Below are 23,782 nucleotides of genomic sequence, written 5' to 3' on the forward strand. Positions count from 1 at the left end.
AATGTTAATTGACGTTTTTAGTCTATATATGTTCGTTTTACACGTTGCGAAATGCCCGTAAGAAGTTCATATGAAATGGTATTTGCCGTTTCGGCTTGTTCTTGAGCGGATAGTTGAGGACCAAAAACAATAACCTCGTCGCCCTCTTTACACTCAATGCCCGTAACGTCTATCATTATCATATCCATACAAACATTCCCTATTATAGGAGCCATTTGTTCGTGGAGCATTACATATGTTTTCCCTTTTCCATATTGTCTTCCGATACCATCTGCATGTCCAATGGGCAAAGTGGCGGTTACAGTATTTTCTTGGGTAATATGACCCCTGTTATAGCCTATACTCTGGTTTGGTCCCAATTTGTGCAATTGAGAGATAATGGTTTTTAACGTAGCTATAGGTTTTAATTGAGCGTCAAATTTAGCTTCGTTGCCATAACCGTACAAACCTATACCACTTCTGACCATATCGTAGTGTGCTTCCGGATAATTCAGTATACCGGAAGTGTTAAGTATATGGCAAATAGGCCTATACTTAAAGACTTCAGAAAACCGGGAAACAATTTTATCAAAGGAAGAAATTTGCTTTTTAGTAAACTCGGCCTCGCTATGGTCTTCGGAAGCTGCCAAATGCGATAAAATGGAAACCACCTTCAGTTGATCTTGCCCTAACAACTGTTCCCCTAAATAGGTAATATCATTCTCGGTAAAACCCAATCTGTTAAGACCGGTATTGAATTTTATATGAATTGGGTAGTTCTTCACACCCATTTTTTGGGCAGTTTCCGTAAACTGACTTAATATAAAGGGGGAATAGATACTGGGCTCTAACCGATTGCTGACCAATGTCTCGAAATTGGCCGCAATGGGGTGCAATACCAAAATAGGTTTGGTAACGCCCGCATTACGTAATGTCACACCTTCGTTTACATAGGCAACGGCAAAATAATCAATGCCCAATTGTTCTAATTTAAGGGCAACGGTGGCCGCATCGCTACCATAGGCAAAGGCTTTTACCACACCTAGAAATTTGGTCTCCGGGCGTATTCTAGAACGTAGATAATTGTAATTATGTTCCAAGGCCTTTAAATCTATCTCCAGAACTGTTTCCTTGGCCTTACGCATCTGAATCTTCTTTGGTGTTTTTTATTTCTTTGGCATCAACATCCATACCCTTTACTTTTTCCTTTAGCATGGCTTTGTAAAAGGCCCCTCGACTTAAGGGTTCGTATTCATTGGTTTCTCCCAACATTACTAATTTATCGTTATTTGATTTTCTATAACTGTAATTGGCCAAGTTTCCGGTTCTAGTGCAGATGGCGTGTACTTTGGTGACATATTCCGCCGTGGCCATTAATGCGGGCATGGGGCCAAATGGGTTTCCTTTATAATCCATGTCCAAGCCAGCCACTATAACGCGCACGCCCTTATTGGCCAGATCGTTACAGACAGTAACAATTTCATCGTCAAAAAATTGGGCCTCATCAATACCAATAACATCACAAGTGTCTGCCAAGAGCCTTATATTGGCAGCCGCAGGTACAGGGGTAGACCTAATTTCATTGGCATCATGGGAGACGACCATGTCGTCATCATAACGGGTATCTACCATTGGCTTAAAGATCTCGACCTTTAATTTTGCGAACTGAGCCCTTTTCAATCTCCGAATCAATTCCTCTGTCTTACCGGAAAACATAGAGCCGGCAATGACTTCTATCCAGCCGAATTGTTCCTTATGGTTAACGGTATTTTCGAGAAACATTTTGTAATTTTAGACGAAAATAAGAGGTTTTTTCGTTCTTCTTTATAGAATCTTAAAGTTATTGAAAAAAGGTGTTGAAATAGAGATGAATAAACTAATTTGTAGGTATGAAGAAAAAATTGAAGGCTGAATTGGTTAAAATGTCGACTGATATAATTACCGCCGAAGACATTAGTGACATTGCTAAACTGTACGAGGCCGCTAAAGGGCTGTATGAGAAAATTGCGGTTCTTAAATTTATTGAGGAAGAGCTGAACGACATTGAAGTAGATGTATCCAAGAGTGTAATTGCCGATAAATTTGAAAAAATGGCGAATGCCGTGTTAAGGGAAAACGCCACCGTTCCGGAAAGCAATCCGCATGAGGAGGATATTATTATTCCAGGTATGGATACTATTAAGGATATAGTGTCAGAAATGCCAAGTACCGATAATTTAGAAGAGGTGTTGACGGAGTTTATGGGCAAACCTGAGCTGATAAAAAACGATAAAGAGCTTTTTACGCCCAGTAAGGCAGATGTAAAAACAGAAACTCCCAAATCTTTGAACGACCGTTTGGTAAACAAAGATTTAAAGATAGACTTGAATAACCGTTTAGGGTTTATTAAACATTTGTTCAACGGCAGTACAGAAGATTATAACCGGGTATTATCGCAGTTAAATACCATAGATACTTATGAGCGTTCTGTCGCGTTCATAAAGAACATGGTTAAGCCCGATTATAATAATTGGGAAGGCAAAGAAGAGTATGAACAACGTTTTATGGAACTGATAGAACGGAGGTTCTTATAGGGTATAAGTTTTGAATATAAATAGGCCCAACACCAAGTGTTGGGCTTTTAGTTTTAGCAAAAGACTATGGGTAAGTTATATTTGGTGCCAACACCAATAGGCAATTTAGAGGATATTACCTTAAGGGCCATACGTATTTTAAAAGAAGTAGACCTAATTCTTGCGGAAGATACAAGAACCAGCGGCAAACTTCTTCAGCATTTTGACGTTGGTACTCCCATGCAAAGTCATCATATGCACAATGAGCATAAAACGGTTGCCAATATCGTAAATAAACTAAAACAAGGCGCATCCATTGCCTTGGTTTCAGATGCTGGTACACCTGCTATTTCCGACCCTGGATTTTTATTGACACGTGCTTGTGTAGAAGCCGATGTAGAGGTAGAATGCCTTCCTGGTGCCACTGCTTTTGTGCCTGCTTTGGTAAATAGTGGATTACCCAACGATAAGTTTGTATTTGAGGGGTTTTTACCGGTAAAAAAAGGACGTCAGACACGATTAAAATTATTGGCGGAAGAACCTCGGACCATCATTTTTTACGAATCTCCACATAAGTTGGTAAAGACACTTACCAATTTTGAAGAGTATTTTGGTGCGGACCGTCCTATTTCCGTTTCAAGGGAATTGACCAAATTATATGAAGAAACAATTAGGGGAACGGTACGAGAGGTTTTAAAACATTATACCGAAAAGCCTCCAAAAGGAGAAATAGTAATCGTTGTTGGGGGAAATAAGTAAAGATTGTTATTGACCAATAAACTCTTTATCACTCAATGTTTTCAAAAATGAGATGAGGTTATTTTTCTCCTCGTCCGTTAATGATATTCTATTATCGTTATCTTTAAGAATGGGGTCAAGATTATCCGCCTCGAGAACACCATTGCTTAAATAGTCCAACAGATCTTTTAGGGTAGCGAACTGTCCAAAACTTCCATATGGGGCCGTATACTCAATGTTGCGTAATGAAGGTACCCGAAAACTCATATAATCTTTTATGTCTCCTGTAACCCTGCTTCTACCAGCCTCTTCGCTATTCGAATTTAATGGAAAACCAATATTTCTAAAGCTCTGGTCCGTAAAGAGTTCTGTGCTGTGGCAACTGATACATTTTTCTTTAAAAACTGCATACCCTTGGGCTTCCTCTTCGGTGAAGGTTTCACCTTCTCCCCTTTTTACTTTGTCATATTTACTATTGGAAGATATCAATGTATATTCATACTGGGCAATACTGTTGTAGATTCTATCAGGGGTAATCTCTTCGTCACCAAAGGCCTTATAGAATAATTCAATATAATCTTCATCATCTTCAATTTTGCCTATCACTTCAAGAATGGAAGAATCCATTTCTTCGTGCGTAATAATGGGTACCAATGGTTGGTCTTCTAACTTAAGTTTACTTCCGTCCCAGTTATAAAATTGCATAAACGCCATGTTTTGGATAGGGGGAACATTCCTTAGGCCTATCCTGTTTTCGATTCCGATGGCTTTTTTATTATGGTCCGAAAAGGCGTTTTTCTGTATATGGCATGTAGAACACGATATAGTATTGTCAGCGCTTAATTTATTGTCGAAGAATAGTTTCTCGCCCAATTCAATTCCATATTGTGTTGGTAGATTGTTATATACCGCACTGTTCAGTTCCGGAAAATCGGACGGAATATTCAATGACACCTCTGGATTGTCGAAAGCAACAAGCTCAAGATTGTCATCATTGCTACAAGATGCCAATAGTAATACAAAAGCAACAGTCCTTATTAAATTTTTCATTGGGTATCTATTTTGGAAACCACTATAAAGAGCCGTTATGAGCTTAGCCCATAACGGCCTTCATTTATATTTAGTTTTCTACGGCGGTTATAGAGAACATTCCAGTAATATCAGTATCACCGTTACCGCCTATGTTGTCCACAAACTTCATCATCTCTGTGGCCGTATGTGCACTTGGGGTGGCATTGTTGGTAATATCGGTTGTAGAAACCAATGTGATCGTATAGCTATTTCCGCTCAACAAATAATCAAAATCCGCTTTGATCTTAATTTTGGGAGAACCACTACCTACAATAGCGTTTGTAGGAAGATCCAAGGTAATGTCCCTATAAGCATCAACACCTTGGGTATAACTTCCTTCTTCACCCTCAATGGTACTACCGGTATGTATAGAAAGTTCTTTGTTGTCGGTGTCATAAAACCCTTCAATTTTTGTAAAACGATACCCTGTTCCCCATTCCCAGTGCATTTGGGTATCGTTCGCTCCGGCAACGGCATAAAAATCGGGAAAACTGGCCTGGTCTAAGTTGTTTAACTCGGTTTTTACACCCAATCCAAATTTTATCTGAACATATTCATCAGAAGGAATATCACTTAAAACATATTGCAACGTGGCCTCTTTAGATTGGTCAACGACAGTAGCACCTTTATCCAAATCGTTTACGTTATAAGGTATTTCGGTACCATCTTCTTTTATAAGACGAATGTTGCTTATTACATATTTTAATTCTGAAAAGTGGTGTACCTGACCTGCATCGGAAGTGTGTACGGTAGCTTCTGATGAAGTGGCATCGCCCAGAACGATTGTATTATCCTCAAAAGTGTTGTTGAATTCCAAGGTTACATTATTGGCAACCGGAACATCATCATCGCTACAAGACATAAAGCCGAGCACTATAAGGGATATTAAAAGATACCTTCTTGAGTTTTTCATTGTTTTGATTTTTAATTGTTAATAATTGTTCTTTTTTGTTATCTATGTTTATAAATCGATTTTTAAGGATGTAAAAACATTACGCCCCATTCTTGGGATATTACCCCAGTCTGCATAAGTGCTATAGTAAGTATTGAATATATTTTCGGCACCTACCTGTAGTACGGTTTTATGATCTTTGATGTGAAAAGTATAATCGGCCGACACATTCCAGTTAGTGTATGCCGGGGTTTCATCTTCCCCATATTCCGGACTGTAGTCTACCTGTTTTAAATCGCCGTTCAAGGAGGTTAGAAACCCGAATTTTCCATAAGAAAAATGTAGGGAAGTCTGGTAGCTTAGCGGGCGTATAAAGGGTAGGTTGTTTTTGTTCTCATCCAACCCCCGTGCATAGGTTAAGCTTCCTTTCCAGTGCAAATCCTGTAAAATGGCGTAACTACCGTTCAGTGAAAAATTGAATAATGTGGCGTGGTCTAAAGAAGTGTATCCTTTTACACCCACCGATTGGTAGTTCATGGGGCTACCTGTACTTAAAATTCTTCCTATAATGTAATCTTGTATATAGAAATAGTTTGCCTTGGCCTGTATACTTGCTCTTTTGTTCTTAAAACCGGCACTGGCATTTACTTCGTAAGAAACCTCATTTTTCAGGTCCGGATCACCTATATAATCATAACGGTCAAAACTGTTGTAGATATAATAACCGTACCCCTCCGATACCGAAGGTGCCCTATGCCCGTATCCGCCACCGACAGAAAAGTCGAAACCGCTCATATTCAGTTGATAGCTGGCATAAATATTTGGTAGAAATCGGGTCTTTTTTTGTGGAGCGCCCGGATGAAAAATCCAATTGAATTCCACATATTTCGAATAGTTGTAATTTAACCCAAGGGTACCACCAAAATTTAACTGGCTTATGTTGGAGACATCCAGTGAATTGCTCATGGAAAGACCGGCATAACTTGTTGTAACCCAAGGCCAGCTATAGGCGAACATGGTGCGCTCGCTTCGGTCTTGAGGGTACATCCTCATTTCTGCGATAGACAAGTTGTTGTATGCGTTTAATTGTACTTCAGAGGCATAATCGTCTTTTTTGAAGTTGACCTTGGAAACAAGGCCGTACGTGGTGCTCCATCCTGGCATGTCCATGTGCACAAGGTTCTCTGGCCGTGTGGTGTCGTCCATATAATGCTCAATGGCGTTGAAATAGATTTTGGTGTCCCAAACCTTTATAGGTCCGTCCTCATAAAAACGCTTATACGCCACTGAGGTAATAAGCGCCCTTGATAGCGATAGGTCCATTGGTAGTGCAGGGTAACCAACATCTTTGGCCTTGTCAAAAATGGCATCTACCCTTACAGATGACAATGGGCTCGTCTTGTAGGCCACCCCCAACGACGCATTGAATTTTTTGTATTGAGAGTGCTCTACTTCGTCGTTGTTGCCGTCGGTATAGTTTTGCGCCCTTCGGTAAGAGACACTACCGTCCACAACCAGCTTATCGCCAGAGTAGGAGAGTTTACCAAGGTTAAAAAATTGGTCGTTGTTAAACTCATAACCGGTCTGATAGCCACCGTTCCATTTTTTATTGAGCCCAAATGAAGTACTCTTCCTTTTAAGGTTGATACTTCCTGCTACGGTCGCCCCGTGCATACTTCCCTCTTGACCAGACTTTATGTCTATATCGGAAAGGTTGTTACTTTCTACATACGAGGTTACGGGATCCATCTTGTCCGTACAGGCCCCGAAAATATGCATACCGTCAATGGTCACGGTAGAACGCTCGGTACTCATGTTGTTCAATAATGGTTCCCACGCATAGGCACCGCGTTTAATAAAGCTTATGTTGTCGGAAGACGCCAAAAATTCATCGACCGAAACGGCCATTTTCATTTCCGTTTCAATTTTCTTTTTCTTGGCGGCAATAACAATTACTTCATCTAAGGCCACATTCAAGGTGTCCTTTTTTATCGGCGTATTTTGAGCATTTGCGAATAGTCCCAATAAAAATATAGCCAGTATTATTCGTTTCATTGCTTAAAATAATATGTCGATATATAGTTCACTTTTCTCTCCCTCGATGCCTGGAGTAAACTCGGTAGAAACCTCGGTACCTTTGATGGTCTGTCCATCTTCATCCTGTAGAATAAAGTTCAATGTCCAGTTTCCTGTCATGGTATAGTTCACGACCCCGTGATATAAACCATCACTTTGTTGTGTTAGGTCCACATTGTTGGGCGAAGAATGGTTGCCCATCGAAGGTTCCGGCATTCTAGGATCTAACAGTAAGGTGTGGTTTTGTACTATGGAATATGAAAACTGCGATGGGTCGGGAAAAGTTCCGGCGGGATCCGTGGGTGGGTTGTATTTATAGATACCGGCAACCAAGTCGTTTTCTGCAACACTTGGGCTTTGGGGCGAGATCAGGGCAATAAAATATTGCTCGTTGTCATTGCCCGTAAACGCCGTCATGTTCAGGTTCAGGTTCGTTTGTTCCTCAACAGTGATGGTATGATCGATCATGTACGATTGATCATTGTCTACAAAGCCAATGTACAATTGCCAACTTACCGTTGAATCGCTCTCATCGGTAAACACGGCATACCCCTTGTAATATTCCTCTGTTGCATCATAGGGCAAATTGTATTCATGAGGACAAGAGACCTTATTGCCGTTGACATCTGTCATTATGGGTAAAAAAGTAACCTCCGAATTTTCGAGGTCACCATTGGCCTGTGTATTGGTAATCTTTAAGTGAATCTCGTTATAGCCCTTATATAAAGAACCGTTCAATGCCTCTATACTAATGGTGTAATCTCCACTGGTTATAGAGGTTACTTCTTTAAAATCAATATATTCTGTGGTTTCTGTACTTATTTCAGCCTCATAATCCGTTTTGTCTATGGTGCAAGAAGCAACCACAACAAACACTGCAATTACATACAAGTGTAAAAGTCTCATCTATTGCCTGTTTAATTAAAACTGTTGAAAAAAAGGTAGCGTTAAGTGCGGGAACAGTGCCCATTTAGAAATAAATGGGATGTTCGGGCCTTTCGACGGCAATGATTGAAAATACTGTCTTTACCGCTACAAAATGGAAATAGAAAATCTACAAAGAGTCACCATAAAACTTAAGCAGATGTACGCTATGGTCTGGTTACCATACATATATTTTTAATACATGCCTATCACAAGCGTATATAAGCGCATATGACCAAAAGTAATCTTCGGCAAAACACATTTACGGCGGCTTGTAAAACTTCTATTTTCTGAATAGGAATTAAATGAGGGGGGGATGAAAAACAAAGCCCATATAATCGAACTTGTACAGTTCGTTGTACGGAAATGCTATTTTTTCCTTTTGTTCTTTTAAGAAAGGTGAAATGTAGTCAGAGTTGATTTCTTGAAAGTAAACTATGGAATATTCCGTAGCTATAGAATGATTTTTTTCATTGCCCTTTTCGGAGTCGGAATCGGAAGCCTCTGCCAATTTTTTCATCAGATAGCATTTTCCATTACATTCTAACTCGGGTTTTTCCCTGTTTACACAAAGTTCGTTCTTAATGTAATCGTAGAAAGCGACATACTCCATAAATGGAATTAATGGCTTGGAGAACAAGAATAAAGACAATATGATCGCTGCCGTTTTCACATAACAAAGGTTTGTATTTTTTTAAAATTTTCCTAATGAAAAACGATTTATAATAGCCTTTGAATTGATTCTTAACAAAGTAGCCTAAAACAGAATATAACAGGTTTTATGACTAGATTAACATCTGTAAAAAGAGGATATTGACTTGGCTAATAAACAGACCCGTCATGTTTGCCCTTTTCCCATCCATGTTTTCCCAAATATTGGTCGGCACTTTCAACGGCCCCTTTTTCTATGCTTGTTCCCATAGAGTCGTTCCAACGGTTAAGGTATCCGAATAAGGAGATAACCCCAAGCATTTCAACAATCTCACCTTCATCCCAATATTTATAAAGGCGCTCTTTTATTTCTGCATCTACGGCATTTGGTACTTGCGAAGCTTGTAAAGAAAAGTCCAGTGCGGCCCTTTCTGCTTCTGAGAACGCGGGGTGCGTTCTGTATTCCCATATATTGTCCAGCTGTTCTTGCTCAGCTCCGTAACGTTCCGCCGCCCGTATGGCGTGGGCTTGGCAATATCGGCAACCTGTAGCGTTACTACTGACCCATGCGATCATCCTTTTTAAGGCAGAAGTAACCCGGCCCTCGTTCGCCATAACCGCCTTGTTGAGGTTTATAAAAGCTTTTGAAATGGCAGGTCTATGCTGCATGGTCAGAACAGAATTGGGACAAAACCCAAGTGTTTCGTTAAAGAATTCTGCCAATTTCTTGGTTTCTGGATCATGATTCGGGTCTAGAGGTGTTACCAATGCCATATTATGCGCTTTTAGATTGTATTTGTAGTATTTTTGTAACCTACAAGAAACAAAAAATTATGAGTACAACAAATCATATCAGCACGAAATGGTTGGGCAACATGGCTTTTGAAAGCAACAACCCATCTGGACATTCATTAAAAATAGATATAGCCAAAGAAGACGGAGGGGATGGTAGTGGTTACAGACCTAAGGCACTGATGTTATCGGCACTGGCGGGTTGTTCTGGTTTAGACGTGGCAGCGCTTATCAAGAAAATGAAACTGGATGTGGAAGATTTTCATATCGAGACCATTGCCAATCTTACCGATGAGCACCCTAAATATTATGATAAAGTGGCAATAGAATACCATTTTCATGGTAAGGACCTGAACGAGAAAAAACTTCAGAGAGCTGTAGATCTTTCCGTAGAAAAATATTGTGGTGTTATGGAAATGTTCAGAAAATTTGCAGAACTGGATATCAAGACCATTTTTCACCATAATTAGTAGTCGATTGCATGCGCTGGACTATTAAACCCAAACCAAAACAAGAGGACATCGACTTTTTGGCCAATGAGCTACAGGTTGATGATTTGATAGCGCAGTTATTGTTACAAAGAGGAATTGCCAATTTCGAAGAAGCCAAGAAATTCTTTAGGCCACAGTTAAGCGATCTACATGACCCTTTCTTAATGAAAGATATGGATATTGCCGTGACACGAATAGAACAGGCAATAGCCAATAATGAGAATATTCTCGTTTATGGCGATTATGATGTTGATGGCACAACGGCCGTTGCCCTGGTTTCCTCATACCTACAATCTTATTACCCCAATGTGGCCACGTATATCCCCGATCGTTACGATGAAGGGTATGGGGTATCTTACAAAGGAATTGATTTTGCCGAGGATAACGGGTTTTCCTTGATCATTGCATTGGATTGTGGTATTAAGGCGGTCGATAAGGTGGCCTATGCGAAGGAAAAAGGAATCGATTTTATCATTTGCGATCACCATAGGCCCGGTAAAACATTACCGAATGCAGTAGCGGTTTTAGACCCAAAACGGGAAGATTGTACTTATCCGTTTAATGAATTATGTGGTTGTGGGGTCGGTTTTAAATTAATTCAGGCGCTTGGTGCCCATAGGGGCGAAACAATAGATGATATTATTTATTACCTTGATTTAGTGGCTACTGCTATCGGCGCAGATATAGTTCCGATAACTGGGGAGAATCGAATATTGTCTTTTTATGGCCTACAGGTTATCAATCAGCAATCAAGACCAGGATTTAAGGCCATTATTGACCAAATAAACAAGTCGGAGTTAACGATTACCGATGTTGTTTTTATAATTGCACCGAGGATCAATGCGGCCGGAAGAATGAAACATGGCCAACATGCCGTAAATCTTTTGACCGAAACAGATATGCTGCAAGCTTCAAAATTTGCGGCTGAGATAGAAAAATTCAATACCGATAGAAGAGGATTAGATCAAGAAATTACGGAGGAGGCTTTGCACCAGATACAAAAAAACCAAGAAGAAGAGCGTTATACTTCGGTGGTTTTTCAAGAAGACTGGCACAAGGGGGTTATAGGCATTGTAGCTTCACGGTTAATGGAAACGTACTATAGACCCACCTTGGTGTTTACCAAAAGTGGAGATAAGCTGGCAGCTTCGGCACGTTCGGTAAAAGGTTTTGATGTATACAATGCTCTTGAGGGCTGTTCTGATTGTATAGAGCAGTTTGGAGGGCATAAATATGCAGCAGGACTCACTTTGTTGGAAGAACAGTACGAAGTTTTTAAGTCCAAGTTCGAAGAAGTAGTGCGTAAAACCATAGACCCTATTCTTCTTACGCCCGAAATAACCGTAGATGCCATTATAGAACTAAAGGATATTACCCCCAAGCTACTACGTATTTTAAAGCAGTTCGCCCCATTTGGTCCCGGAAATATGTCTCCTGTGTTTATGGCGGAAAATTTGACCGATACAGGTTACGGAAAAACAGTGGGGCAAGAAGGGGCGCACTTAAAATTATCGGTCACCCAACATGATAGCCATAAGATAAATGCCATAGGTTTTAATCTGGGGCATAAATTGCCATTGGTAACAGGCAGAAAACCGTTTAATGCCGTATTCTCCATTGATGAAAATGAGTGGCAGGGTAATGTAAGCATTCAGCTTAAACTTAAAGATATTCAATGAAAATAGAGCACATTGCTATTTGGGTTAAGGATTTGGAGATGATGAGAAATTTTTATGAGAAGTATTTTAATGCTATTTCCGGGGAACAATACCATAACAGTAAAAAAGAATTTACCTCTTATTTTCTAGCTTTTGATAAAGGGGCAAGGTTAGAGCTCATGTACAAACCTTCCATTTTTAAGGCTCTAGAGACGAACAAAGAGCTGTCTGGATTGGCCCATTTTGCAATTTCTGTGGGGTCTAAAGAAAGGGTGGATAGCTTAACGGAACAATTAAGAAACGATGGGTTTACTGTAGCAGGTAACCCAAGAACCACAGGTGACGGTTATTATGAAAGCGTAGTACTGGATCCCGAAGCAAACAGAATAGAAATTACCATTTAGCATATGAATAAAAATATTGATCCGTATGCGGCTTTACGGTTTAGAGAGTTCAATATATTTTTACTGGTTCGTTTTGCCATGGTTTTTGCGTGGTCTATGCAGTTTATTGTGATAGAGTGGCAGGTTTACTCATTGACCAAAGACCCTCTTTCTCTGGGAATCATCGGTTTAATGGAAGTTATACCTGCAGTAAGTATGGCTCTTTTTGCAGGGCATATCGTGGATCAGAAAGAAAAACGAAACCTGTTAGTAAAATGTATTTTTGGGTTCTCTGTCATTAGTTTTGGCTTGTTTGTCTTAAGTTGGCCTTCTATGGATACCAGATTGGAGACCAAAACAATATTGTATGGTATATACGCCTTGGTTTTTTTAGGTGGATTTGTACGAGCTTTTCTTGGCCCTACGATTTTTTCCTTGATAGCGTTGATCGTACCTAAGAGAATATACCCAAATGCAGCTACTTGGAGCAGTTCTACATGGCAATTAGGGTCGGTTTTAGGTCCTGCGCTCGCAGGTTTTTCTATAAGTATTATTGGTGTTCATTGGTCTATGTGTGTCATTTTTGGTTTTTCTGTTTTGGCTTTGGTGTCACTTTTTCAAATTTCAAAGAAACCAATTCTAAACCCTAAGATAGGAGAACCTATTTTTCAAAGTTTACGTGAGGGGATCCATTTTGTATTTAGCAACAAAGCGGTTTTTGGCGCCTTGACTTTGGATATGGTTGCCGTTCTTTTTGGCGGTGCCGTGGCTTTATTACCTGTTTTTGCACAAGATATACTTCACGTGGGCTCCGAGGGTTTTGGCATTCTTAGGGCAGCACCTGCGGTCGGGGCATCTATTACCATGTTAGGGTCTACCCGTTTTCCGTTGCATAAAAATGCCGGGAAAAAATTATTGTGGGCCATATTCGGATTCGGAATCTGTATTATTGTCTTTGGCCTGTCTACCTATTTTTGGTTATCGGTGATGGCCCTTTTCATAAGTGGGGCCGTTGATGGCATTTCAATGATTATTAGGCAAACGATCCTTCAGTTAAAGACACCCGATAATATGAGAGGAAGGGTAGCTTCGGTAAATTCAATGTTTGTAGGATCTTCGAACGAGCTTGGGGCTTTTGAAAGTGGACTTACCGCCAAATTGATGGGAACGGTTACCGCGGTAGTGTTTGGAGGAAGCATGACCTTGCTGACTGTGGGGATTACCGCTTTTTCTTCGCCTACCTTTAGAAAGTTGGATTTACAGAAAGATGTAGAGGAACACGAGACAGAGGAATAACAAAATATTTGCAACATAAAAAAAGCCCCTTTTTAAGGGGTCTTTTTTTAAAGTAGGTAATTTAAGATTTGGATAACCAAATACTTTTTAAATAAGTATAAATAATAACTCTATGATAGCCTAAAGGTAGATGCTAAATAGTGAATTATAGCATTAATGTTGTGAAAGCCTTTGAAAATGTTGTAAGAAAAGGATTACAAGTTATTTGATTGAAATGAAGCCTTTATTTAGGAAGCCATTATTCGAATTTCTTTAGTTGAAGTTGTTGTCCATCAAACTCGGCATAGGTGTAATAATGTATCCAATCGCCGGTATTGGTGTATTTTGATGTTTGAGAAAGGTTTATCTCTAAAGGTAAATGGCGATGCCCAAAGATAAAATGGTCATAGTGCCGCGTTTCCAATTTTCGTTTGGCATATTGTACCAACCATTCTTTATCCTCCCCCAAGAATTTGGCGTCTTCATCACCGGAAATCAATTTGTTCTTAACAGAGAAGTATTGCGCCAATCGTACGCCCAGATCTGGGTGAAGCCACCTAAAGAACCACTTGGCGACTGGGTTGGTAAAAACTTTCTTCATTCTTTTGTAACCCTTGTCATGGGGCCCTAGGCCATCACCGTGGCCAATAAAAAAAGAGACTCCATTAATTAGATATTGCTGTGGTCTGTGAAATACGGGGATATTAAGTTCTTCTTCAAAATAGCCGTTCATCCAAAGATCATGGTTGCCCACAAAATAGAAAATAGGGATTCCTGCATCTGACAATTCCGCCAATTTGCCGAAGGTTCTGGTAAAACCCTTTGGTACTACAGTTTTGTATTCGAACCAAAAATCAAAAAGATCGCCCAACAAAAAGATTGCACCGGCATCGTACTTTATTTGCTCTAGCCATGCAACAAACTTTTTTTCTCTCGGAAAACTTTTGTCCATGGTGGGCGCTCCCAAGTGGTTGTCACTGGCAAAATATACTTTTTTTCCTTCTGGGAGTTTTATTGTAGTCATGGTGGATAAAGATAGCAAATGTTACCCTTAATTGTCGCTGGCGAACCACTCGGCAAAAGAGGAATCGGTTTCCTGTAGTTTTAGTGAAAAAAGCTGAATGTTCTCTGGAAGCCGTGCTTTTATCTTGGCCGCAAAATCAATGACCATATTTTCACTAGTGGGTTGGTAGTCTGCTAAAATCACATTGTGCCCCCTGTCCGTAAGTTCTTTGGCGAGTTCTATGTGGGGTGTGTTCTTATTGAATACGGTAGCGTGGTCATAGACATCCACGATCTCTTCTTTAACGATTTTTTTAAGGTCGCCAAAATCTATTACCATGCCCAACTTTACATGCGATACATCTGTTATGGGTTTGCCTATTACCGTTACAGAAAGCTTATAACTATGCCCGTGTACATTTCTACATTTTCCATCATAACCATATAAAGCATGTCCGGTCTCAAAATTGAACTGCTTCGTAATACGAATCTTGCTCATAGCATTTAATTATGGGGCAAAGGTAGCGAAACTTTGAAAGGATTTATAGGGAAGAAGTTAATCTAGAACAATCTCGGTTGGCCCTGAAATTAGTTTTACATGGCAACAATCTGCACCTACTGCAAAATTTTGGTCTACAACGACTTTATTAGAAATATATCCTTTAAAAGAAATAGTGGTTTCCGAATTTTGATATTGCTCCCGGTACTTGTCGCTAAAAATAGGGTAGAGTCCCTGTTCTTTATAATATTGATACTCAGAATCGTTGTGGTTTACCGTGAGGTTTTTGCCCGTTGTGGTATCTATTACTTCAAAACTATCGAGTGCAATAATATCTCCTGAGGTGTTTTTTATAGAAACGGTTAGGGTAACGTAAATTTCTGTGCATACGACCATTGCACATTCTTCCTGCACAGTTTCTTTATGGCCATTGCAGGCCATTATGAATAGAAAAAGTAGCGTTAAGGAGAGTCGTGCAAACATGTAATTGTTTATATAAAGATACACGAAACTTAAAAAGTTGCGTACGTTCACGGGTTACCTTTTATATTTTCGTCTGGCCCTTATCCTGTTTACAAAGTAGATGACCAAAACAAAAAGTGCTAGAATAGGAAAAACTAGATTACCGTTTAAAAATTGAAAGAACTCCATAAAATTTATTTAGAAACAGAACGACCAGCTGTTTCGGTTATTGTTTGTTTTTAAATTTAGACAGGGCATTTTTGGTAAATTCGGACAAGGCGAGTTTACCAGTGATAGCAGCCCGTTGGGTAAGTAGCGATTGCCAATGATCGGTATTTTCCCAAAGCACTTTTTTCCATTCCATTAGTCCTTCGGGGTTGTAACTGCTCATTTTATGGGTAAAGAAGTCCAACTCTTTGTCAAGCTCTTGAGTTGTTTCAAAAACCTTTGCAAAGAGACCTTTTTCTTGGGCCCAATATGCTGTTTTCCACTCTGTAGGTGCAAGTGACAGTTCTCCTAGGGCGGCTACACCGATTTTTCGTTCAACTGCCGGGGCTATTACCAATGGGGCGATACCTATACTAAGTTCAGAAAGTTTAATGGAGGCATTTACATTGGCGAATGCATAGTCGCAAGCCGCTACAAGGCCTACTCCGCCACCAACGGTTTTGCCGTGTACCCTGCCCACAATAATTTTCTTGCATTGGCGCATGGCATTTATGACATGGGCAAAGCCGCTAAAGAATGTTTTTGCCTCCTCAAAAGTAGATACTGCCAAAAGCTCATCGAACGAGGCGCCGGCACAGAAAGCCCTGTCCCCTTCAGATTTAAGAACAATTAGGTTTACTTCTTCATTGTCAGATAGTTTTTCAAATTCTTTTGTAAGCCTGTCCAAAAGTTCGGACACAAAAGAATTGCTGGCAGGGTGGCCAAATTCTATTGTTGCCACCTTACCCTCGATTTTTGTATAAAGGCTACCGTTATCTCTATCTGTTCCCATGTACTTTTATTTTATTCAAAATTAAGTGTTTTGTAAAAGTGGTCGAAACTTTCTCCTAAATTTCCAGACCAATGCGCCTCCCCTGATCAACATCCAGATGGTAAAAGCGACCCATATACCCGTTAACCCCCAATGTAAATATTTACCGAGGAACAGGGTGGGGACAAAGCCTAAAAAAGTGGCCGCCAATAAGGTGTTTCTAAGGTATTTCATTTCTCCAAGTCCTTTGAAAACACCATCTAGGACAAAAGCAATGGTATTCATCGGAAGCCCTATTATGATGATGAAGAAAATACCATAAAAAGTCTCTAGTACTACATCTTCATTAGAAAATAGTGCTCCTATGGGCTTGTAGAATATAAATGAAGTGAGCATTAATACGAGACTAACATAAAGCCCATAAGTCACTATTTTTTTAGCCAAGAGCCAGAGACCGTCATAATTTTTTTCTCCAAGAAGTCTTCCTCCCATGATATTTCCTGCGGCTCCGTACCCGTCTATAAAAAATGCGGAAAAGAGCCAAAGGTTTATAGCTATGGTATGTGCCCCGATATATTTTTCGCCAAGGGCCGTTGCCTCTCTAACAGCGAGGATAAGAGCGGTATTCAAGGCCAAGGCCCGTACAAAAAGGTTCAGGCTCATAACAACAAGTCTGCCCAGTTCTGGGTGCAACGGAAAGGTAAGCACCAAGCTTATATCCGTTTTTTTCCATAGAAGCCAAAAGGCCATAATGGCCATGATCGCTTGCGAAATTAAACTGGCATAAGCGGCACCATCTAAATATAAGGGCTCTATAAAACCTTCTATGCCGTACACCAATATAAGGTCAAAGAGTACATTTAATACAGCACCGGTAATGGCAATTACCATGGGCCAATAGGTGTTCTGCAACCCTCTAAAAATACCCATTACGGCGAAAACAAATAGCGTTAACGGAAAGCCCCATACCCTAATGGAATAATAACTGATACAGTATTCTAGAATTTTCCCGGTAGCATTTAAAAGCTCGAAAATCTCACGGATAATAAAAACGGTCGATAGCAATATTAGAATGCTCAGGGCAATGTTCAAGAAAATGGCTTGGGCGGGCAGGGTTTTTACTTCCTCTAGTTTGCCTGCTCCGAGGTATTGCGATATAATTGCCGAAATAGCACTACGGGTCTGGCCTAGTACCCAAATTAGCATAGATAGAAAAGAGCCTACTATACCGGCCGCGGCCAAAGACTCCAGTCCGTCTACGGGAATATTTCCAACAATGGCCGTATCTGTGATCGATAACAATGGTTCCGCTATGCCCGCAATAGTGGCAGGTATGGCCAGGTTGTTTATGTTTTTAAAATTTACGGTAGTTTTCAATGTAGGCCTAGACTATAAGTTCATAGCAATGAAAAGGGTGTTTGCTCTGTTGGGGAAAATAAACATCTCCCAGTTTTTGATAGCCCCTGGTTTCATAAAACTTTTGGTTTCTTTTATTTTGGCTAAAGGTATCCAACCGAACAGAAACAAAATTGTTCTTTATTGCATAATCTTCTGCAAATGTCATTAACTGTTGGGCAAAACCCTTGCCTTGAAAAGAAGGGTGCACCGCCAATCTGTGAATATAGATGTTTTTAAGATTTGGGGTCAACCATGAGATATGTTTATATTCCTCGTCCATTAATGTGGAGATTACGATAACCCCTATAATTTGGTTTTCATGTTCCAGAACATATAGTTCATTTCGTTCAACATCAATCATAAATTTCGATTTAGAGGGATATGAAGTGGTCCATTGGTAGATGTTTTTAGACTCCATATGTTTTCTACATGCATCTGTAACTAATAAAATGTCTTCAATTTCCGACAACTTTGCAGGCCTAATCATAAAATAATATTTTAAAATTGTAAATTTAGAGTAATAACCAACAAATTTATCATGAAGAATATTCTTGTACCAATAGGAACATCTAAAGAAGCCAAAGCAACCCTTCAATATGCTGTTGATTTTGCAACCGATTTTGGGGCAAATGTGTATGTAATGGAAGTATTTAACGCTACGGCAAAAACAGGAACCCTGTCCAATGTTTCAGAAAAACTAGCAGCTAGCGGTAAGGAACGTCTTAAAGAGGTCATAAATGAGATAGACCCTAAAAAAATAGCGATTAAAATAGCCTCTTTTAACGGGGAGCTGGTAGATGGGCTAAAGGACATAGATAAAAACCTAGGTATCGATTTAATTATTTTGGCCCCTAGAAGCAATGATATACAAGAAGAACTGTATTTAGGATATACATCTGGTCGAATTGTAAAACAAACCAACATACCAACACTTGTAGTGCCAAAAGGCACAAAATATACCACCTTTAAAAATGTATTGGTGGCCTTTAAATCGGGTATTTTGAAACGAAAGAGAATACTGGATCCATTGGTGTCCATTACAAGAAAACATAGATCTGAGGTCAACTTATTACTAGTTAAAACACCTGGATATTCAGATGACGACCTAAAGGTAAATACGGCATTGATGGATATAAGTTCTCAACTTACCATTTCTGAAAATGCGACTACCTATTTAGGGGTTTTAGAACATTTTCAATCAAAACAACCAGATTTGTTATGTGTGTTTAGAAGAAAGAGAGGTTTCTTCAAAAAACTTTGGGAAAAGAGCACCATTTTAAAATCTGAATTTTCTGTACCCATCCCCGTTTTGATATTAAGTACGAAGAAAGATTAAGATGTATTTTGATAGGTTCAAAAAATGTATTTCCTTTGACGTTCCAAAAAAAGGGGGATTAGCTCAGTTGGCTAGAGCGCTTGCCTGGCAGGCAAGAGGTCACCGGTTCGAATCCGGTATTCTCCACGTAAAGGCTTCCAAGAAATTGGGAGCCTTTTTGTTTTGTCTTTGTTCGTTGCACATACACTTTATAAGACAGTATATTCGTTTTAAACAAGACTATTTATTTTATTTCTCGTATCAACATCTATAGTAGACCTGCCTTAGCTGTTTTATCCTTTAATACTATAATTTAACAAAAAGAGAGATATTAATTAGGACTTAAAAACATAACCGGTTAATTATTTATTATAAATTTATATATTTACATAACCAGTTATGTAAATATGGAACAATATCAATACCTAACTTTTACAGCACGTCTAAAAAGAATAAGTGACAGTTTACTGTATGGAGCAAAGGACCTATACAAAACCTTGAACCTTGAAATAGAACCAAATTGGCACTTGGTATTTCTTTTATTTAAAGAAAAAAACACCCTTACGATTACCGAAATAGCGGAGAATATTAAAATATCACAACCTGGGGTTATCAAAATTGTAAACAAGATGAAGGCGAAAGACTACCTAAAAGCCGAAACGGATAAAAGAGACCACCGAATACAGTTACTTAAACTTACGACAAAAGCGAAAAAAGAATTACCCAAGCTCGATAAGGTTTGGTTTGCCGGAGAAAAAACAATTAAAGAACTGTTGGATAACAATACTGATATATTTGACCAATTGGATAAAATAGAGAATGCTATCGCCGAATCGAATTATAAGGACAGAACTTTAATTCATTTAAAGAATGGTTAATCTATTTGGTTTTTCGGCTCTTGGCGTTGCTTTATATGCTTTATCCAATAAGAACATTATAAAGTTAAGAACATGGCACTTTATTTCCAGTGTTATGTATATTGTTTTGCAATAGGCGCCATGTCTGTTGTGGTCGGAGCCGTTTTGTATTGTTTTATTCACGGTTATCATATCTACAATAAAAAAACTTACACAATGATAAGAAAGGCGACGAGAAATGATTATAAGGCAGTATGGGAAATATTCTCGCAGGTGATCGCTACTGGTGACACCTATGTATTTAGCCCTGACACCGCTGAAAAAGATATTCAGGAACATTGGTTTGCCGATTATATGAATACGTTCGTATTTGAAGAGAACGGCAAAATTTTGGGTACTTATATAATAAAACCTAATCAGATAGATCTAGGAAACCATATTGCCAATTGCAGTTATATGGTACACCCCAATGCGCAAGGAAAAGGAATAGGAAGACAATTATGCGAACATTCGTTGAAGTTTGCCAAAGAGAATAACTTTTTGGCCATTCAGTTTAACATTGTAGTAAGCACCAATAAAAGTGCCGTCGAACTTTGGAAAAAGTATGGCTTTAAAATTATAGGAACTACACCCAATGGATTTAGACATAGTACACTGGGCTTGGTAGACACCTATATTATGTACAAGCCGTTATAAATTATATCTGAAAAGGGGGCGCTTACACAAACGAGATTTGATGCTGTTTTGGGATCGAGATAGATATTTTTTAATGAGTTCGATGTTAAAATTAATTAGGACAAATTAGTCCGAATTAAAAAATAGTATATCTTTGTAATGTAAAACCTAGAGAATGTATGTTTTCAAAAGCATGTGAGTACGGTATTAGGGCATCAATCTATATAGCATCACAATCGCTAGAGGGTACACGTGTGAGTTTAAAGGAAATTGCCGAAAAAATTGATTCTCCAGTGGCTTTTACGGCCAAAGTTTTACAACAGTTATCTAAAAATAAAATTATAGAGTCCGTAAAGGGATCGTCTGGCGGTTTTGAGATTTCAAAAAATAATATTTTACGTATAAAACTTTCTCAAATTGTATATGCCATAGACGGTAACAATGTGTACGAAGGTTGTGGGCTAGGACTCAAGAGATGTAATGCTAAAGAACCTTGCCCTGTTCACAATAGGTTTGTTGAGATTCGTGCCGAGTTAAAGAATATGTTGGAAAGCACCACCTTATATGATATGACCATGGGGCTAGAGCAAGGACTAACCTATTTGCGACGCTAAAAAAAATTTAAAATTAAATCGGACAAAATTGTCCTAGTTTATGTACTAACAATAAATAGACAGATTATGAGAGAGACCCAGACCATAGGTGAAATAGTAGCTGAAGATTATAGAGCTGCCGAAGTTTTTAAAAATCACAAAATTGATTTTTGCTGTCGGGGTAACCGCACACTCGAAGAGGTTGCCACAAAAAACAATCTAAATGTAGATACATTGATCAATGAATTGAATGCTGTTGTACAAAAACGGGCAAATGACGCCATTGATTTTAAATCATGGTCGTTAGACCTTCTTGTTGACTATATTGAGAAAAAACATCATAGATATGTTGAAAAACAAAGCACTGTATTAAAACAATATTTAGACAAGCTTTGTCGGGTTCATGGGCAAAAACATCCTGAACTTTTTAGGATCAGAGACCTTTTTAATATTTCTGCAGGGGAACTTGCCATGCATATGAAAAAAGAAGAATTGGTGCTCTTCCCCTTTATACGTAAGATGGTAGAGGCCAAACAATCTAGACAAAACTTGGGAACACCCCGTTTTGGAAGTGTTTTAAACCCCATCCAAACTATGATGGACGAACATGATCACGAAGGAGAACGTTTTAGGACGATTGCAGAATTAAGCAATGACTATACTCCACCAGCGGATGCCTGTACCACTTATAAGGTTGCATATTCGTTATTACAAGAGTTTGAAGAAGACCTGCACCGTCACATTCACCTAGAGAACAACATACTTTTCACCAAAGCGAACGAATTGGAAAAACAAATGAAGGCTATGGTCTAAACACCAAAGCCTATTCTTTTTAAGCATCAAAAAAAACGGAAAATTGATTGTCATGAAAACATCGGCACCGCATTCCATAGAATATTCCGACAAAAATCGGAAAAGGAGTAAAATAGTTCAGGTGTACAATAATCTCTTAGAAGAGTTTAAAAGCCGGCAGACCGGATACTCTACAATAGCCATTATTGCACAAAGCTGTTTAGGTTCGGCTGCTGCAATGCTGTTACTTATGTCCAATATGCAAGATCTTTTTAAAATGATATTGGTTTTCTTCGTAACAATTTTGTGCATGGCCTACAATGCTACGGTACTGGCCCAGTTAAAGTCTAAAATTACGTTTAATCTCTTATTGATAAGCTTACTTTTTAGTGCTTTAATTATCATAGTATACCTGATTTAAAGCAATTTCAGGTACAATGATATTTTGGGTCATTAGTTTAAACGTCCTCAGGTTTTGGTATATCAATAGTTGAGGACGTTTAAGTTTTATTAAGTATCGTGTTTGGTTTATTTTTTATCCATAATCCAAAAAGAGCAACAAGAATAAGTGTACTCGCAAGGGCCAAAATCAAATAGTACGAAGAAAACAAGGGTGTAGATAACCAAGATGTAATGGCCTTATAGAAAATTAATGTTTCTGTAAAGGCAAAACCTACCACATACAAATAAAAAAAGCCCTTGTTTAGAATCAGAAGTTTACATCGGTTTAAAAACAACATCAATGAGATTGTAACCACCCCTAAAAATGTCCAGTGTAAATAGCCGATGGTAAAATCTAGATACGTGACTGTCAAATGAGTAAAATATGGTATGGCCGTCAATAATTGCAAGAGCATTTTTATACCCCACAATACAACAACCAACTTTAATGTGTTTTGATGAAACCTAGAAAATAATACGGTAAATTGTTTACGAACGCCCATTATAAACTGCAATAAATCGTAAAATGCCAATAGTTGTAGAAGAGCTCCCACACCACCAAAAATATAATAGGTTATAGAAGGCTCGGCGAATAAGGTAGACAGAAAAAAGGAGAGAACAATTCCTATATTTAATAACCAAAAGAATCGGTTGAATCTCTTTGTAGGGATGTTAATACGGTGTTTTTCTAAAATGAAGATAAAGATGGCTACCAATGCCATGATCATCCATCCGTTATATAGAAAATGAAGGTAGAAATAAATGGCCAAGCGATACCAGACAGATTCGCTTCCAAGAATACTCATAATTGCCCCCAATGCCCACGGGCCAATACTAGAGATCAGTAAATAGAATATGGCGGCCATGGCACACCTTATGGACTTGGAAGATTTAAGATTCGCGGGGATGTTTCTATAAAAAAACCAAGAGAACCAATAGGAGGCAAATAAAAAAAGAGTGGAGAAAACAATGGAAAAAAAAGCATATCCCTGAAAAGGGAAGGTCAGTAGCATGCCAACCATGGTAAGCTGTGTAAACCAATAAATTCTATTGTATTTTTTATCAACTCCCGATTTGCTTAAATAGAGTTTGTAGAGCAATGTGGTTAGTGCCATGTATACCCAGCCTAACAGAGCTATGTGCGAATGGGTATGAACAATAAACTTATAGGTTACGGGAATTTCCAAGACTCTAAAAAACCTTAGAACACAACCAAGAAAAGCGGCCAAGACAAAATACACCAGCGCCGTTCGGGTGTGGTTCTTAAGATGTACCATATGTCTTACC

Annotated in this window: 27 protein-coding genes and 1 tRNA gene; 13 read left to right on the plus strand and 15 right to left on the minus strand. The window is 38.9% G+C overall.

Annotation, left to right across the window (positions count from 1 at the left end; translation table 11 throughout):
• Nucleotides 1-17: 17 nt before the first annotated feature.
• Entirely contained in the window at nt 18-1,124 is a 1,107-nt protein-coding gene (gene alr, locus AB657_RS13575; protein WP_047246982.1) for an alanine racemase, read from the minus strand.
• Nucleotides 1,117-1,761 carry a thymidine kinase gene (locus AB657_RS13580; RefSeq protein ID WP_047246983.1) on the minus strand — a complete coding sequence of 215 codons (645 nt, stop codon included), beginning with the start codon at nt 1,759-1,761 and terminating at the stop codon, nt 1,117-1,119. Before AB657_RS13580 ends, alr begins: the two co-directional genes overlap by 8 nt.
• Nucleotides 1,762-1,868: 107 nt before the next feature.
• Here AB657_RS13580 and AB657_RS13585 point away from each other — a divergent pair, with 107 nt between their 5' ends.
• On the plus strand, nt 1,869-2,552 hold the full coding sequence (locus tag AB657_RS13585) for a hypothetical protein (RefSeq protein WP_047246984.1): 684 nt from the start codon (nt 1,869-1,871) through the stop codon (nt 2,550-2,552).
• 66 nt (nt 2,553-2,618) lie between these two features.
• Nucleotides 2,619-3,290, plus strand: coding sequence for a 16S rRNA (cytidine(1402)-2'-O)-methyltransferase (gene rsmI / locus AB657_RS13590; RefSeq protein WP_047246985.1), 672 nt, complete (start codon nt 2,619-2,621; stop codon nt 3,288-3,290).
• A gap of 6 nt (nt 3,291-3,296) precedes the next feature.
• On the opposite strand, the gene AB657_RS13595 is transcribed toward rsmI, so the two are convergent.
• The 6 genes from AB657_RS13595 to AB657_RS13620 all read right to left on the minus strand — a co-directional run bounded on the left by AB657_RS13595 (nt 3,297) and on the right by AB657_RS13620 (nt 9,657).
• Complete coding sequence (locus tag AB657_RS13595) at nt 3,297-4,319, minus strand: cytochrome-c peroxidase (RefSeq protein ID WP_047246986.1); 1,023 nt, start codon at nt 4,317-4,319, stop codon at nt 3,297-3,299.
• A 70-nt stretch (nt 4,320-4,389) separates the two neighbouring features.
• Nucleotides 4,390-5,253 (minus strand): MbnP family protein, encoded by an 864-nt coding sequence (locus tag AB657_RS13600; protein WP_047246987.1) that lies wholly within the window; start codon nt 5,251-5,253, stop codon nt 4,390-4,392.
• Nucleotides 5,254-5,301: 48 nt separating this feature from the next.
• Nucleotides 5,302-7,287: a TonB-dependent receptor plug domain-containing protein gene (locus AB657_RS13605; protein ID WP_047246988.1), complete on the minus strand. Its 1,986-nt coding sequence runs from the start codon at nt 7,285-7,287 to the stop codon at nt 5,302-5,304.
• A gap of 3 nt (nt 7,288-7,290) precedes the next feature.
• Nucleotides 7,291-8,214, minus strand: coding sequence for a hypothetical protein (locus AB657_RS13610; RefSeq protein WP_047246989.1), 924 nt, complete (start codon nt 8,212-8,214; stop codon nt 7,291-7,293).
• Between the two features lie 319 nt (nt 8,215-8,533).
• The gene (locus tag AB657_RS13615) at nt 8,534-8,905 is read right to left on the minus strand and encodes a hypothetical protein (RefSeq protein WP_157491751.1); all 372 of its coding nucleotides are present in this window, start codon (nt 8,903-8,905) and stop codon (nt 8,534-8,536) included.
• Nucleotides 8,906-9,054: 149 nt separating this feature from the next.
• Nucleotides 9,055-9,657 (minus strand): carboxymuconolactone decarboxylase family protein, encoded by a 603-nt coding sequence (locus AB657_RS13620; RefSeq protein WP_047246991.1) that lies wholly within the window; start codon nt 9,655-9,657, stop codon nt 9,055-9,057.
• A gap of 59 nt (nt 9,658-9,716) precedes the next feature.
• Here AB657_RS13620 and AB657_RS13625 point away from each other — a divergent pair, with 59 nt between their 5' ends.
• Genes AB657_RS13625 through AB657_RS13640 form a run of 4 tightly spaced genes read left to right on the plus strand, consistent with a single transcriptional unit; the run spans nt 9,717 to nt 13,503 of the window.
• Nucleotides 9,717-10,145: an OsmC family protein gene (locus AB657_RS13625; RefSeq protein WP_047248002.1), complete on the plus strand. Its 429-nt coding sequence runs from the start codon at nt 9,717-9,719 to the stop codon at nt 10,143-10,145.
• Between the two features lie 11 nt (nt 10,146-10,156).
• Nucleotides 10,157-11,845 (plus strand): single-stranded-DNA-specific exonuclease RecJ, encoded by a 1,689-nt coding sequence (gene recJ, locus AB657_RS13630; RefSeq protein WP_047246992.1) that lies wholly within the window; start codon nt 10,157-10,159, stop codon nt 11,843-11,845.
• Nucleotides 11,842-12,228: a VOC family protein gene (locus tag AB657_RS13635; RefSeq protein ID WP_047246993.1), complete on the plus strand. Its 387-nt coding sequence runs from the start codon at nt 11,842-11,844 to the stop codon at nt 12,226-12,228. Before recJ ends, AB657_RS13635 begins: the two co-directional genes overlap by 4 nt.
• Before the next feature lie 3 nt (nt 12,229-12,231).
• Entirely contained in the window at nt 12,232-13,503 is a 1,272-nt protein-coding gene (locus AB657_RS13640) for an MFS transporter (RefSeq protein ID WP_047246994.1), read from the plus strand.
• Nucleotides 13,504-13,741: 238 nt separating this feature from the next.
• Here the strand turns inward: AB657_RS13640 and AB657_RS13645 are convergent, their stop codons facing one another.
• The 6 genes from AB657_RS13645 to AB657_RS13670 all read right to left on the minus strand — a co-directional run bounded on the left by AB657_RS13645 (nt 13,742) and on the right by AB657_RS13670 (nt 18,309).
• Nucleotides 13,742-14,506, minus strand: a complete 765-nt coding sequence (locus tag AB657_RS13645; RefSeq protein WP_047246995.1) for a UDP-2,3-diacylglucosamine diphosphatase — start codon at nt 14,504-14,506, stop codon at nt 13,742-13,744.
• 27 nt (nt 14,507-14,533) lie between these two features.
• A complete protein-coding gene (locus tag AB657_RS13650) occupies nt 14,534-14,983 on the minus strand; it encodes a 6-pyruvoyl trahydropterin synthase family protein (RefSeq protein WP_047246996.1) in 450 nt (149 codons plus the stop codon).
• 57 nt (nt 14,984-15,040) lie between these two features.
• The gene (locus AB657_RS13655; protein ID WP_157491752.1) at nt 15,041-15,466 is read right to left on the minus strand and encodes a hypothetical protein; all 426 of its coding nucleotides are present in this window, start codon (nt 15,464-15,466) and stop codon (nt 15,041-15,043) included.
• Nucleotides 15,467-15,671: 205 nt separating this feature from the next.
• Nucleotides 15,672-16,445: an enoyl-CoA hydratase/isomerase family protein gene (locus AB657_RS13660; RefSeq protein ID WP_047246998.1), complete on the minus strand. Its 774-nt coding sequence runs from the start codon at nt 16,443-16,445 to the stop codon at nt 15,672-15,674.
• A gap of 21 nt (nt 16,446-16,466) precedes the next feature.
• Complete coding sequence (locus AB657_RS13665; protein ID WP_047246999.1) at nt 16,467-17,801, minus strand: MATE family efflux transporter; 1,335 nt, start codon at nt 17,799-17,801, stop codon at nt 16,467-16,469.
• Between the two features lie 7 nt (nt 17,802-17,808).
• Entirely contained in the window at nt 17,809-18,309 is a 501-nt protein-coding gene (locus tag AB657_RS13670) for a GNAT family N-acetyltransferase (protein ID WP_047247000.1), read from the minus strand.
• A 51-nt stretch (nt 18,310-18,360) separates the two neighbouring features.
• On the opposite strand from AB657_RS13670, the gene AB657_RS13675 reads away from it, so the two are divergent.
• The 7 genes from AB657_RS13675 (at nt 18,361) to AB657_RS13705 (ending at nt 22,475) form a co-directional block, all read left to right on the plus strand.
• The gene (locus AB657_RS13675) at nt 18,361-19,158 is read left to right on the plus strand and encodes a universal stress protein (RefSeq protein WP_047247001.1); all 798 of its coding nucleotides are present in this window, start codon (nt 18,361-18,363) and stop codon (nt 19,156-19,158) included.
• A 52-nt stretch (nt 19,159-19,210) separates the two neighbouring features.
• Nucleotides 19,211-19,284, plus strand: a tRNA-Ala gene (locus AB657_RS13680).
• 260 nt (nt 19,285-19,544) lie between these two features.
• The gene (locus AB657_RS13685) at nt 19,545-20,015 is read left to right on the plus strand and encodes a MarR family winged helix-turn-helix transcriptional regulator (protein ID WP_047247002.1); all 471 of its coding nucleotides are present in this window, start codon (nt 19,545-19,547) and stop codon (nt 20,013-20,015) included.
• A 195-nt stretch (nt 20,016-20,210) separates the two neighbouring features.
• Nucleotides 20,211-20,690 carry a GNAT family N-acetyltransferase gene (locus tag AB657_RS13690; RefSeq protein ID WP_047248003.1) on the plus strand — a complete coding sequence of 160 codons (480 nt, stop codon included), beginning with the start codon at nt 20,211-20,213 and terminating at the stop codon, nt 20,688-20,690.
• A gap of 158 nt (nt 20,691-20,848) precedes the next feature.
• Nucleotides 20,849-21,283, plus strand: a complete 435-nt coding sequence (locus AB657_RS13695) for an RrF2 family transcriptional regulator (protein ID WP_047247003.1) — start codon at nt 20,849-20,851, stop codon at nt 21,281-21,283.
• A gap of 66 nt (nt 21,284-21,349) precedes the next feature.
• A complete protein-coding gene (gene ric / locus AB657_RS13700; protein ID WP_047247004.1) occupies nt 21,350-22,075 on the plus strand; it encodes an iron-sulfur cluster repair di-iron protein in 726 nt (241 codons plus the stop codon).
• Nucleotides 22,076-22,127: 52 nt separating this feature from the next.
• Nucleotides 22,128-22,475 (plus strand): hypothetical protein, encoded by a 348-nt coding sequence (locus AB657_RS13705; RefSeq protein WP_052958712.1) that lies wholly within the window; start codon nt 22,128-22,130, stop codon nt 22,473-22,475.
• A gap of 79 nt (nt 22,476-22,554) precedes the next feature.
• On the opposite strand, the gene AB657_RS13710 is transcribed toward AB657_RS13705, so the two are convergent.
• Complete coding sequence (locus AB657_RS13710) at nt 22,555-23,772, minus strand: hypothetical protein (protein ID WP_047247005.1); 1,218 nt, start codon at nt 23,770-23,772, stop codon at nt 22,555-22,557.
• Between the last annotated feature and the right edge of the window lie 10 nt (nt 23,773-23,782).

Source organism: Maribacter thermophilus, assembly GCF_001020565.1.
Lineage (GTDB): Bacteria > Bacteroidota > Bacteroidia > Flavobacteriales > Flavobacteriaceae > Maribacter > Maribacter thermophilus.

Excerpts from the sequence above, each read along its gene's own strand:
- alr (WP_047246982.1), bottom strand. The coding sequence starts at position 1,124 with ATGCGTAAGGCCAAGGAAACAGTTCTGGAGATAGATTTAAAGGCCTTG.
- AB657_RS13580 (WP_047246983.1), bottom strand. The coding sequence starts at position 1,761 with ATGTTTCTCGAAAATACCGTTAACCATAAGGAACAATTCGGCTGGATA.
- AB657_RS13585 (WP_047246984.1), top strand. The coding sequence starts at position 1,869 with ATGAAGAAAAAATTGAAGGCTGAATTGGTTAAAATGTCGACTGATATA.
- rsmI (WP_047246985.1), top strand. The coding sequence starts at position 2,619 with ATGGGTAAGTTATATTTGGTGCCAACACCAATAGGCAATTTAGAGGAT.
- AB657_RS13595 (WP_047246986.1), bottom strand. The coding sequence starts at position 4,319 with ATGAAAAATTTAATAAGGACTGTTGCTTTTGTATTACTATTGGCATCT.
- AB657_RS13600 (WP_047246987.1), bottom strand. The coding sequence starts at position 5,253 with ATGAAAAACTCAAGAAGGTATCTTTTAATATCCCTTATAGTGCTCGGC.
- AB657_RS13605 (WP_047246988.1), bottom strand. The coding sequence starts at position 7,287 with ATGAAACGAATAATACTGGCTATATTTTTATTGGGACTATTCGCAAAT.
- AB657_RS13610 (WP_047246989.1), bottom strand. The coding sequence starts at position 8,214 with ATGAGACTTTTACACTTGTATGTAATTGCAGTGTTTGTTGTGGTTGCT.
- AB657_RS13620 (WP_047246991.1), bottom strand. The coding sequence starts at position 9,657 with ATGGCATTGGTAACACCTCTAGACCCGAATCATGATCCAGAAACCAAG.
- AB657_RS13625 (WP_047248002.1), top strand. The coding sequence starts at position 9,717 with ATGAGTACAACAAATCATATCAGCACGAAATGGTTGGGCAACATGGCT.
- recJ (WP_047246992.1), top strand. The coding sequence starts at position 10,157 with ATGCGCTGGACTATTAAACCCAAACCAAAACAAGAGGACATCGACTTT.
- AB657_RS13635 (WP_047246993.1), top strand. The coding sequence starts at position 11,842 with ATGAAAATAGAGCACATTGCTATTTGGGTTAAGGATTTGGAGATGATG.
- AB657_RS13640 (WP_047246994.1), top strand. The coding sequence starts at position 12,232 with ATGAATAAAAATATTGATCCGTATGCGGCTTTACGGTTTAGAGAGTTC.
- AB657_RS13645 (WP_047246995.1), bottom strand. The coding sequence starts at position 14,506 with ATGACTACAATAAAACTCCCAGAAGGAAAAAAAGTATATTTTGCCAGT.
- AB657_RS13650 (WP_047246996.1), bottom strand. The coding sequence starts at position 14,983 with ATGAGCAAGATTCGTATTACGAAGCAGTTCAATTTTGAGACCGGACAT.
- AB657_RS13655 (WP_157491752.1), bottom strand. The coding sequence starts at position 15,466 with ATGTTTGCACGACTCTCCTTAACGCTACTTTTTCTATTCATAATGGCC.
- AB657_RS13660 (WP_047246998.1), bottom strand. The coding sequence starts at position 16,445 with ATGGGAACAGATAGAGATAACGGTAGCCTTTATACAAAAATCGAGGGT.
- AB657_RS13670 (WP_047247000.1), bottom strand. The coding sequence starts at position 18,309 with ATGATTAGGCCTGCAAAGTTGTCGGAAATTGAAGACATTTTATTAGTT.
- AB657_RS13675 (WP_047247001.1), top strand. The coding sequence starts at position 18,361 with ATGAAGAATATTCTTGTACCAATAGGAACATCTAAAGAAGCCAAAGCA.
- AB657_RS13685 (WP_047247002.1), top strand. The coding sequence starts at position 19,545 with ATGGAACAATATCAATACCTAACTTTTACAGCACGTCTAAAAAGAATA.
- AB657_RS13690 (WP_047248003.1), top strand. The coding sequence starts at position 20,211 with ATGATAAGAAAGGCGACGAGAAATGATTATAAGGCAGTATGGGAAATA.
- AB657_RS13695 (WP_047247003.1), top strand. The coding sequence starts at position 20,849 with ATGTTTTCAAAAGCATGTGAGTACGGTATTAGGGCATCAATCTATATA.
- ric (WP_047247004.1), top strand. The coding sequence starts at position 21,350 with ATGAGAGAGACCCAGACCATAGGTGAAATAGTAGCTGAAGATTATAGA.
- AB657_RS13705 (WP_052958712.1), top strand. The coding sequence starts at position 22,128 with ATGAAAACATCGGCACCGCATTCCATAGAATATTCCGACAAAAATCGG.
- AB657_RS13710 (WP_047247005.1), bottom strand. The coding sequence starts at position 23,772 with ATGGTACATCTTAAGAACCACACCCGAACGGCGCTGGTGTATTTTGTC.